The sequence below is a fragment of the Bacteriovorax sp. DB6_IX genome, from assembly GCF_000447775.1.
Classification (GTDB): Bacteria; Bdellovibrionota; Bacteriovoracia; order Bacteriovoracales; family Bacteriovoracaceae; genus Halobacteriovorax_A.
Genome location: NZ_AUNJ01000020.1, coordinates 1 through 11,269, shown reverse-complemented (window position 1 = coordinate 11,269; position 11,269 = coordinate 1). Strand labels below are relative to the sequence as shown.

Genomic DNA, 11,269 nt, shown 5'->3' with positions numbered 1-11,269 from the left:
TTATAGCTTCATTGAAAAGGATATTTCACTCCGATTACTTTGCCATGAACTAGATCTCGAGCCGACAATTGTTTCACGAGTTATCAGAAACTTCTTTGTAGATGTTTTTCCACATCATGAAGATTACTTTAATGAAAATCTTTTGATTACTAATCCAACATCAAAGAACTTAGATTTAACTGTGAAGAAAATTGTTGAAGATATAGATGAAGAGATTAATTTTTCTGGAAGTCATGATGAAGAGATCATGACTTCTATGGAAGTAACACTCTATGAAGATTGGGGCATTTTTCTGGAAAAAATGCACAGAGACTTCGTTGGGAAAAAACTTAATTTAGATAAAGTTAAAAATAAAGACGCTCTTATAAAGAACGCTAAGACTTTAGGGAATGTCATCGCAGTATTAGGGATTGCTTTTTTCTTAGTTCATCTCGTTGAATTCGCGAATAAAAAATATAAGAAATATCTCACAGATAAAATATCGATTTATGAACCTCAGTTTCGTTGGGAAGACCAGGGGTTGAAGTTTACTGATAACTCAGATCAGACTCAAGTTGCTCAAAATTTTGAACTTGATGTTGAAGATATTGAAAATGTTGATGACTCTGAATCAATTCTAGGTGAATCTTTAGAAGATGTAGAAAGGGTGAGTGTTGAATCTGAAGTTGTACTTACATCTTTGGATACACTTCCAAAAGACTTTGATGTTGCAGATAGCGAAACTTCTAAATTTGAAGAAGAAGTTAAGCGTGGTTATCGTGATACGAGATTTGGTAATACAAAGGTTTATCGTGTGATGATGAGATCAAGTGATACGCGAACAGCACGAAGCCAATTAACAGAACTTCTTGATCGTTATAATGTTACACAAGTTGATAATGTGAAACCGGGCTTGGCCGTACCAGGTGGGTATTATTACAACTTATATGTCCCTAGAACTTACTTAAAAGAGTTCATGGCGCAGGTCCAAGAAGTTGATAAGGCCATCATCTATGAATCTAGAACTAGGACCCGTAGAAATCCACCTGGAAAGAACAAAGTCTTTATCTGGGTAAAGTCGATTTAAACTTTCACTTAACTAGGTTATTGTGATTACATTTGTCCATCTGGAATATCAAAAAGTGTTTTCACCTTTCTTAGTAGAAAGTGAGCTTTTCCAAGAAACCACCACTGACGAACAAATCCGATGACCATGGCAGCAATAAAACCGTAAACAACACCTGAGTGCGTGGTTTTTTGTACCATATTCGTATCATGTGCCCCGCCAAGTAAGAAGGCGATCATCCCTAGGATCAGCATTAGCATTGTCCAAGGAATTGTTTGGCGTTTGGCCAGGTCTGCTTCGTGAACAAATCTTTTTACCTTATCCTTATAAGGTTGAAGATCTGCTGGTGGTACTTCGAATAATTCATGAAGGTTTTTCTCTGTTCCAATAATCATCGCAATATTATTTACAAGCCTTGAAACACCAATGAAATAGAACATGACGAAAGCTTGTGCGAAGATTGTGTAAATAAATGTCGGGATGGCCAATTTGATATGACTCATACTGACATCAACAAATCCTAGTGCGACACATGTCGTAAGGGCCACTGAGAGAACCATGATTAAAATCAGTGAGCGTAGTAAGTATGCCATAAATTTCTCTTTGTTATTTCAGATTATATTGTCAACCATTTCGTAATTTGCTAAATGTGAGCCCATACTAGTTTATTCAATCACAAAAAGGCAATCCTACTCATGAGTGAAAATGGAAAAAATACACCTCAAGGTGCATCAGGAAATGCAAAGTTTGATAAAAAACTTTTGGAGAATCCATTCGTTGGTTCTTTAGTTGTTCCTGTTGCAATTGTATTAGTTGGTGCTCTCATTATTTTTGGAGTTACTAAAATGTTATCTGACGATCACTCTTATAAAGATCTTGTCAGAGAAATGAAGTCAAAAACGTTCGGAAACAAGTGGGTAGCGGCTTTAGAGCTTTCTAAAATCATTGCTTCGGGAAATATTCCACAGGAAGACATCCCTTGGTTAATCGAAAATTTAACGGACACATATAATAATACAATTGATCATAGAACACGTGATTTTGTAATTGTCGCAGTCGGTGCACTAAGAAATGAAAGAGGTTTAAAGCTTCTTTCACAGGCCTTAAACGATAAAGATAAGAATGTAAGGTTCCATGCTGTTGTGGCACTAGGAAATATGCCGAAATCAATAGTTTTTGATTGGACTCCTGTAATAAATCTTCTTGAGTCTGAAGATTATGGAATGGTTCAAGCGGCAACTCTTGTTCTTGCAACGCATAAGGTTGCTGCAGCTCAAGAAAAAATAATTAAGTTACTAAATAGCGAATTGGGATATGGCGTTAGGTATGCTGCGGCAACAGCATTGATTCAGTTTCAGTATGATGGTGCAGTGCCAACAATTAACGAAATCCTCCTCCTGGAGCAGACTTCACTGAATGGGAAGCTGACTGTTGATGAGATTAGAGGCCTGAAGTTTAATGTGTTAAACGCTGCGCAAGAAAGCAAATGGCATGGACTATCTGCGTCAATTGAGAAGATGCTTTCTAAAGAGAAGGATATAAAAGTTGTTGCACGTGGAAAGGAAGTTTTAAATCTGTTGAAAAAGTGATAGTATCCGAGGATAATTTTAGGGATTTAAAAAAACTTATATATATTTTTGCAACATGAGACTTGTGCTCATGTTGTTTAGACTATTTTGGAAACAAAATAATAGTGATTAAGAGGAATTAAAATGTCAGATGAATCTAAAAAGCAACTGAACAGACGTGAATTTTTCAGTTTTGTCACTGTTGGATGGGTTGCCTTTACTTCGGCAGTAGCGGGTCTTGCGAGTTTAGCGTTCCGTTATTCTTATCCAAACGTAACATTTGATCCAGAGATGGATTTCATTGCTGGTTTCCCTGCTGATTATGAGGAAGGTGTAGACGAGCGTTGGAAAAACGGTTTTGGTGTTTGGATGGTTAAGCAAGAAGGTAAGCTTGTGGCCCTTTCAAATATTTGTACACACTTAGGTTGTGTACCTAACTGGCTTCCAGCTGAATTAAAGTTTAAGTGTCCATGTCACGGTTCTGGTTATTACATGAATGGTATTAACTTTGAAGGACCTGCTCCTAGACCACTTGAAAGATATAAGATCGCATTAACTCCTGAAGGGAAGATCAAAGTTGATAAAACTAAGATCTACCGTTACGAAAAGGGACAATGGGATCACCCAGATTCATACTTATCAGTTTAATTAATATATAGAGGTTAGAATGGCTAAAAAAGGTGTAGCTGATTACATTAGAGAAACACAGGTTTGGAAGTCTATTTTTAGACACGGACCACCTACTGATGCAAGAAACAGAGCTGCTGTTGTTGCTGGTAACGTATTTCTTCACCTTCACCCAATCAAGTTAAAGCGCTCAGGTGTTCAACTTGGTTATACGTGGTGTATGGGTGGATTAACTTTCTTTATTTTCCTAGCGCTTACAGTAACTGGTCTACTGTTAATGTTTTATTACAGACCAACTGCTGAATACGCATATAACGATATCATTGCCCTTAAAGAGCACGTGCCTTTAGGGATTATGAGAGAGATTCACAGATGGGGTGCCCACGCCATGGTTATTACCGTGTGGCTTCACATGTTCCGTGTCTTTATGACTGGATCATATAAACCACCTAGAGAGTTTAACTGGGGTGTTGGTGTTGTTCTTCTAATTTTAACACTTCTTCTATCATTTACTGGTTACCTTCTTCCATGGGATCAGCTAGCAATTTGGGCGATTGCCGTAGGTTCGAACATGGCCAAAGCAACTCCATTCCTTGGGCATGGTGGTCCAGGTGCTGCTCTAGCTCAGATTGGGGACTTCGTAATGGTATCTGATAAGAACGACGTTCGTTTCCAACTTCTTGGTGGACGTTTTGTTGGTGAGCCAGCGCTACTACGTTTCTACATTCTTCACTGTGTATTCATTCCACTTGTTGTTGGGGTTCTTATTGCAGTTCACTTCTGGAGAGTTAGAAAAGACGGTGGTATCTCAGCACCACTTTAAAAAATGGAATTTATAACCTTAAGGGTTAAGAAGGATATTAGGAATGAAAGAGTTTATTAACTACATGGCAGACCCGATTAGATCGTTTCCTATCATGACGATCTTATACATCCTAATGATGAAGTATTACAGAATCATTGGGACGAAGAAGTTTGCAATTGGTGCAGTTGTTGCATCTCTACCTGTTGTTGCTTGGTTCTGTATGGACGCCAACTTTAGAGCGATTATTCTTTGGCCGGATAATATTCCGATCAACATTATCATCATTCTAATTGCATGGCTTACTTGGTACTCACTATATAGATGTGCACAAAACGATGCACGTATTGAAAAGGGTGAATGTCCTATTGAGGCAACACCTGAAAATAGAGAAAAAGTTTGGACATGGCCTAACCTTGTTTACACGGAACTTATGTGTATGATTGGTGCGACTGTTTTCCTAGTTGTTTGGGCAATTATCTTTAAGGCTCCACTAGAGGAACCAGCTAACCCAACTTGGGCACCTAACCCAGCCAAAGCACCATGGTACTTCCTTGGTCTACAAGAAATGCTTGTATACTTTGACCCTTGGATGGCCGGTGTTGTTCTTCCTGGTATTATTGTTGTTGGTCTTATGGCAATCCCATATATCGATACAAACCCAAAAGGAAACGGATACTTTACAATTAAAGAAAGACCACTTGCTATGTGGATGTTCATGTATGGTTGGCTAGTTCTTTGGATCTACCTAATCATTGTTGGAACATTCCTAAGAGGTCCTAACTGGACATTCTATGGACCATTTGAGTACTGGGATTTTCACAAGGTTGTTTCTGAATATAACGTGAACTTGTCAGAATTCTTATGGATTAAGTGGCTTAATATGCCAATGCCAGGGAATATCGTTCTAAGAGAAATACTAGGTATCATCCTAACGGTTGCATACATAGTTGTTATCCCACTTTGGAGTGCTAAAACTAAGTGGGGTAAAAAGATTATCGAAAACACAGGACAAATTAGATATTACATCTTTATCTTCTTACTACTTGGTATGACTTCATTACCAATTAAGATGGTACTTAGATGGCTATTCTCTCTGAAGTACATTATTGCACTTCCAGAGTGGGAACTGAACTTATAAGAGTTAAAAGAGGAATATAGCAATGGCAAAAAAACATGAGCCTGGAATGGCCTATGAAATGAAAAAGCTACATAAGGTATTTGCCTTCTTCTCGCTGATACTTCTTGTATCAGTAGTTTGGGTTTTCCTTGATGACTACATCAGACCATGGAAAGCGGTTCAAATTGAAGCGATGAAGATTGAAAAGCAAAAGCTTGCTGAGCAAATCGAAGCTGAAGAAAAAGCTATTTCACAAGAAAAACTTGATATTCTTGAGAAGCAACTTGAAGAAGCTAAGAAAGATGTGGCCGGAAAGAATGATGAGATTTCTAAGCTAAATGGTGAGTTAAATACACTACTTAGAGATCTTAAAGAAGAGACGATTACAAATGGTCGTTTAAACGGTGACGTTGCAGCATTAGGTTTCAAATGGGGTGGGGCGGTTGCTCACGAGGCTCCATATGCACCAAAGCTATTCAAACAACTTCAAGAAAAGAAGAAGTTATTTGCAGCTTCAAAAGATAGAATGAAAACTCTTCAAGGCGAAGAGAAGAAAATCAGAAGGAAGATTGCAGATCTAGAAAAAGTTGTAACTAATACTAAAAAAGAGATTGGAAATATTGTTGGTAAGAAAGAACTCCTTCAAGGTGCTTACGACAAGAAAAAAATTACTCCAATTTTTGCTGTTAGAAATGCTCCTTTCTTAGACTTCCTTGATCCAACAGTTAAGATCAAGCAAGTTGTTCTAGAAAATATTACTGATGATAGATACTTCCAGCACGTTCCAAAAGTTGACAGATGTATGACTTGTCACACTTTCATCGACAAGCCAGGATACGAAGATCAGCCTAATCCACACAAGACTCACCCGAAGCTTGACCTTATGGTTGGAGCTACAGGGAAGCACCCAATGAAGAAGTTTGGTTGTACAACTTGTCACGGTGGTGAAGGACACAGAGTTAATGACTTCAATGCTCCAGCTCACATGCCAGCTACTGCTGAACAGAGAAAAGAATGGGCAGAGAAATATCACTGGCATGAGCCACACAAGGTTCCTATTGTTCAATTCAAAAAAGGACAATACGAAGCAGGTTGTGTGAAATGTCACACAGACGTTCAATACCTTCCTGGTGCGACAACTCTTAATAAGGGTAGAAAGAGCATCGAAAAGTATGGTTGTTATGGATGTCACAAAATCGAAGGTTGGGAAGATAAGCGTAAGCCAGGTCCAAGCCTAGAAAAGATTGCATCAAAAGTTTCTAAAGAGTTCTTTAAAAACTGGGTATGGGATCCGAAAGCATTTAATAAGCATGCAAAAATGCCAGCGTTCTTTGGACAAGAGAATAACTCAACTCCAGAGTTCACTAAGAAGAATATTGCAGAAGTTAATGCAATTACAGAATTTGTATACGCTCAGTCTGAAAAGTATAAGCCTTTCATGAGATATACGGGTGGTAATAAAGAAAGAGGTAAGAAGCTCGTTAAAGAAGTGGGATGTATGGCATGTCACGGTGTAGCTGATTTCCCAATTGAGTCTAAGAAGATTGATGCACACAAAGGTCCATACCTTGAAGGTCTAGGATCTAAGATCAAGTCTAAAGACTGGATGGTGTCATGGTTAAAGAGACCATCTCACTATCAAGCTGATACAATTATGCCATCTTTCAGACTTTCTGATAGAGAAGCAAATGATATCACTGCTTACCTTCTTGAAGGTGAAAAGAGTAAGAATAAGAAGTTTGAAAGCCTAAAGTTTGAAAAAATGGATAAGGCCGCTAGAGATGAAATTCTTGTAACTTACTTCTCTGCATTTGATACAATCGATGTTGCCAAGAAGAAGTTAGCAAGTATGACTGACCATGAAAGAACAATGGAACTTGGTAAGAGATCTGTTGGTAAATACGGTTGTTATTCTTGTCACAGTCTTAAAGGATTTGAAGGAAGAGCTCCAATTGGACCAGAGCTTTCTAAGATTGGTTCGAAGCCTCTAACTCAATTTGGTTTCTCTCACGAGTACGATGTTGAGCACTCTAGAGACGGTTGGATTACAGCTCACCTACAAAGACCAAGAAGATGGGATAATGGTGTTGATAAGCCATTTAAAGATCTTCTTAGAATGCCTAACTTCAACATGAGTGAAGAAGAAGCAAAAGAAATTACAGTTGCTCTACTTGGGCAAGTAGCTGATAAAGTACCTCTTAAAGGTGTTAAGAGACTAGATAAGCATGAAGCAGCAGTTGCTGAAGGGATGAAAGTTGCTGTTAAGTACAACTGTATCGGATGTCACCAGATTGATGGAATGTTCGGAGATGTACTTGCAATGTACGAAGACGATATCAACGAAGGTCCACCAAGACTTGTTGGTCAAGGTCATAGAGTACAAGCTGACTGGTTCCATTACTTCTTAGACAATGTTTATCCAATTAGACCTTGGCTAAAAGTTAGAATGCCATCATTTAACCTGACTAATGAAGAGAGAAACAAACTTGTAGCTCTATTCCAAGGAAAGTCTAAGATGGATACATTCGAAGATGTACACCAGAAGGTAACTTGGGAGCCAGGTGAAAGAGCTGCAGCTAAGAAACTATTTAAAACATTAGACTGTGTTTCATGTCACGCTGAAGGTTATACTAAAGATGAGCCAACTGCTCCAAATCTTAAGTATGCTAGAAGAAGACTACGTCCAAGTTGGATTGAGAAGTGGCTTGCAGGACCAGATCAAATTTTACCTGGTACTACGATGCCTTCATTCTGGATTGATGGAGAAGCAGCTGACCCAGAGATTCTAGGTGGAGATGCTAAGAAACAAATTAAAGCTCTAACTAAGCTTCTGATGGAAGAAGGACATAACTTCTATTCACCAAAGCACAAAAAAACTAGAGATAATAAGTAGGGAGATAGACTATGGCAGGACACGCTTCTACTAAAAAATTAGTACATGATGGTGTGATTGAGTACCCAGAGGATCCGCAATTTGGAAAAGCGAGTCCAAGTAAAATCGGAATGTGGTTATTCCTTGGAACGGATGCGATGTCGTTCTCTGGTCTACTACTTGCTTATGCTGTTTTAAGATTTACAGCTCCAGCAAATAATCCATGGCCTAATCCAGTTGAAGCCTTAGGTGGTGTTCACTTATCTGGTATTATGACATTTATCCTTATCTGTTCTTCAGTATCAATGGTTATGTGTATTGATGCTTGTAAGCAAAGAGATAAGGCAGGGATTAGAAACTGGCTATTAGCTACAATCATTGGGGGAGCGATCTTCCTAGGGATTCAGGCATATGAGTATGCTCACCTGATTAATGATATGGGAATGACTTTTTCTGAGTATACAAAAGGTAATAACCTTTTCTCGGCAACTTTCTTCTCAATTACTGGTTTCCACGGTCTTCACGTACTGTCGGGGGTTATCTACTTATGCTGGATGTATAAGTTTGCTCTAGAGGGAAGATTTGATAAGGGTGACTATGGAATGCTAGAGATCGTTGGTCTCTTTTGGCACTTTGTCGACCTTGTTTGGATTCTTGTTTTTACATTCATTTACCTAATCTAGGTTTGAATATAAGAGGCTCCTTCGGGAGCCTTTTTTTTATCTCGTTTAAGTTGCATAGCACCGATTATTCTTTTCGATTCATGAAATTTACGCTAAAAGAGGTTTATGCGAGTCTTTATAATATTAATTGCAATTTTACTTGTTGATTATGCTTTTGCCTGTCCTGGGTGTGCTGGATCAATGGGGAATCCTAAGGATACAAGATTAGTCTATATCTTAGCGGGCTTCATCGTTTTGACTTATATCCCTTTCTATATTCTTTATAGGACTATTATTAAGAATAGAAACTTAAATCTCACTCCTACTGAAATGAATCAGGTCGTGGAGGAAGAAAAAAGTGAGTAACGCAAATAAGAAGAACTTTGCTTATACGGCAATTTACGCTCTTAGTTTTCTGATCATTTTGTTTCTTGTGTGGTTCATCTATTTCAAACCACCTTCGGAAGTTGAGTATGCATGGGTAGCAAACCTACCTTATGTAAATGCTAGTTTGAATTCACTTTGTGCAATTTTTTTAGTCCTGGGTTACATTTTTGTGAAAACGGGAAGAGTATCTCTACATATCAAATCGATGTCTGCTGCAACGGTAACATCGGGTTTGTTTTTAGTAAGCTATCTTCTCTATCATCACTTCCATGGTGATACTAAGTTTTTGGCACAGGGTTTAATTCGCCCAATTTACTTCTTTATTTTAATCACTCATATCGTGCTTTCAGTCGTAATGGTACCGATGGTGTTTATAACACTGTGGAATGCTTTTACTAATAAGGTTGAAAAGCATAAGAAGTGGGCAAAGTTCACTTTACCAATTTGGCTCTATGTTTCTGTAACAGGAGTAGCGATTGTGTATATTCTTAAAAATTATAATTTATAGAAAATAGTGATCCTCTTATTGAGGATCACCTTTATTTAGTCTTGTCTTTGGAAGTAGGATTGAGTGTGGCTTAACAGTCACTTTTTCACCAACAATGACGTCTCCCATAATTGAGGCCTTTAATCCAATCGTTGCACCTCTTTTAATTTTCACAGGTGCTAGGACAAGAAAACCTCCTTGGGCGTAGTGACCAAAGATTGTGGCCGATCCTCCAATCGTAACATAGTCCTCAAGTTCAATGAGGCATGCATCAGAAATATTTGATGTGTTGATAATACAACCTTTTCCAATTTTCATTCCCATCATTCTATAGAACATAACATTGAGAGGAGTTGGAGTGATAAAATCTAAGATTGTATATCTTACTAATTGAATAAGGGCATTGTGATAATACCAAGGGATAGTGTGAACTGAGTACCAGTTTCCTCTCCAAGGCTTAATCTTCAGAGGCATTAACTTATTGAAGAAGGGAACAACAAAAATAAGTACTAACCCATAGGCTAAGTATGACATAACTAAAGACAGTGCCATGAGAAATGCATGCACAGGACTACTTAGTGCAGAAGTCATTGCATAGGTTTTAGTTATAATTAAATATCCTGGTGTTAGCGAAATACTTAATGAAAAGATATAGGCAATTGCAGCAGGAACCATCGCAAAAATAAATGCAACACCTTTATATTTTCTTAGGAAAACTTCAAAGGCACCTAAAAAGCCCTTAAGGTCAGATTCTGTTGATGTAACATCGACAAATGCCTTTTTTTCTTTTTCCTCATGCAGATGTGGAAGGTCTTCCATATCTTTATCTTTCTTCTTAACCATTTATTATCCTCTATAGTTGAAATTCATTTTATCTTTTAGTTGCTTAGGTAGTGTCGGCAGTTTTGACCTTGGAATTAAGAAAGTCGACAAATTAAATAGATCCATAAAAACTCTATTGTTTTCTGCTGCACTTTTTAGGTATTGGTGTCCAGACGAACCACCTGTACCAATTTTTGTTCCAAGCATACGGTGGGCCATGATGGCATGACGATATCTCCATGTCGTGAAGTGCTCATCAATATCCATAAGGTTTTCTAAGATAACAAATGGTAAATGTAGAATTGGCTCATCTCTATAGAGAAGAATGAATAATGCATTTAATGTTGCTTTTTGAGAGAGCTTTCTCTCTCCATCTTTTTTTAGGCCATTGTGGATATTTTCATCAAATAAACTTTCAAAAGTTTTTCTTGTTGCTTCAAGATTTGCTAATTGGATCTCCAATCCTTTCGGAGGAAGAGTCGCCTTATTGTCTTGGATCGTTAATTCATCACCGCAAAGCATGTCATCGACTGTTGATTGGTATTCTCCCCAAAAATCAAAGTCTTCTGTAAAAGTGAAAGGCATTCTTTCAAGCCAAGACTCTAGAAGGTTGATTAATGAAGCACCTTTCTCCATTTCAAGTAGTCTTTCTTGATCCGGCTTTTTAAGTCTTCCTAGGAAATATTGTCTATCAACTTCTTTTCTTTGATTAGTTTTTAAACCCATTAGAATTTCAATCTCTCTAAACTGAACGCTCTGGAAACCTGAGGCCGGAACAAGAAGATCTCTGAACTCTAGAAAGTCCATCGGAGTCATTGACTCCATAACATCGAGTTGATCAATGAGTACGCCTTGAATTTTTTTTATTCTTTCTAAA

Annotated in this window: 12 protein-coding genes; 9 read left to right on the top strand and 3 right to left on the bottom strand. The window is 37.9% G+C overall.

Annotation, left to right across the window (positions count from 1 at the left end):
* Positions 1-1,066: hypothetical protein (locus tag M901_RS00760; RefSeq protein WP_021276232.1), on the top strand; the 1,066-nt coding region annotated here is incomplete at its 5' end.
* A gap of 26 nt (positions 1,067-1,092) precedes the next feature.
* Here the strand turns inward: M901_RS00760 and M901_RS00755 are convergent.
* Positions 1,093-1,638 (bottom strand): hypothetical protein, encoded by a 546-nt coding sequence (locus M901_RS00755; RefSeq protein WP_034719262.1) that lies wholly within the window; start codon positions 1,636-1,638, stop codon positions 1,093-1,095.
* Positions 1,639-1,740: 102 nt separating this feature from the next.
* Here M901_RS00755 and M901_RS00750 point away from each other — a divergent pair, with 102 nt between their 5' ends.
* The 8 genes from M901_RS00750 (at position 1,741) to M901_RS00715 (ending at position 9,591) form a co-directional block, all read left to right on the top strand.
* Positions 1,741-2,634, top strand: a complete 894-nt coding sequence (locus M901_RS00750; protein ID WP_021276234.1) for a HEAT repeat domain-containing protein — start codon at positions 1,741-1,743, stop codon at positions 2,632-2,634.
* A gap of 123 nt (positions 2,635-2,757) precedes the next feature.
* Positions 2,758-3,261, top strand: coding sequence for a ubiquinol-cytochrome c reductase iron-sulfur subunit (locus M901_RS00745; RefSeq protein ID WP_021276236.1), 504 nt, complete (start codon positions 2,758-2,760; stop codon positions 3,259-3,261).
* A 19-nt stretch (positions 3,262-3,280) separates the two neighbouring features.
* Complete coding sequence (locus M901_RS00740) at positions 3,281-4,063, top strand: cytochrome b N-terminal domain-containing protein (RefSeq protein WP_021276241.1); 783 nt, start codon at positions 3,281-3,283, stop codon at positions 4,061-4,063.
* Positions 4,064-4,106: 43 nt separating this feature from the next.
* Complete coding sequence (locus tag M901_RS00735) at positions 4,107-5,183, top strand: putative membrane protein (protein ID WP_021276233.1); 1,077 nt, start codon at positions 4,107-4,109, stop codon at positions 5,181-5,183.
* Between the two features lie 22 nt (positions 5,184-5,205).
* Positions 5,206-8,055: a c-type cytochrome gene (locus M901_RS00730; protein WP_021276238.1), complete on the top strand. Its 2,850-nt coding sequence runs from the start codon at positions 5,206-5,208 to the stop codon at positions 8,053-8,055.
* An 11-nt stretch (positions 8,056-8,066) separates the two neighbouring features.
* A complete protein-coding gene (locus M901_RS00725) occupies positions 8,067-8,717 on the top strand; it encodes a cytochrome c oxidase subunit 3 (RefSeq protein ID WP_021276235.1) in 651 nt (216 codons plus the stop codon).
* Between the two features lie 105 nt (positions 8,718-8,822).
* Entirely contained in the window at positions 8,823-9,062 is a 240-nt protein-coding gene (locus tag M901_RS00720) for a hypothetical protein (RefSeq protein ID WP_021276230.1), read from the top strand.
* A complete protein-coding gene (locus M901_RS00715; protein WP_021276239.1) occupies positions 9,055-9,591 on the top strand; it encodes a DUF420 domain-containing protein in 537 nt (178 codons plus the stop codon). The genes M901_RS00720 and M901_RS00715 overlap by 8 nt, the downstream gene beginning before the upstream one ends.
* A 15-nt stretch (positions 9,592-9,606) precedes the next feature.
* On the opposite strand, the gene M901_RS00710 is transcribed toward M901_RS00715, so the two are convergent.
* Both M901_RS00710 and M901_RS00705 read right to left on the bottom strand, forming a co-directional pair.
* Positions 9,607-10,413, bottom strand: coding sequence for a transferase hexapeptide repeat protein (locus tag M901_RS00710; RefSeq protein WP_021276237.1), 807 nt, complete (start codon positions 10,411-10,413; stop codon positions 9,607-9,609).
* 3 nt (positions 10,414-10,416) lie between these two features.
* A partial coding sequence (locus tag M901_RS00705) for a tryptophan 2,3-dioxygenase family protein (protein WP_021276231.1) occupies positions 10,417-11,269 on the bottom strand: 853 nt, incomplete at its 5' end.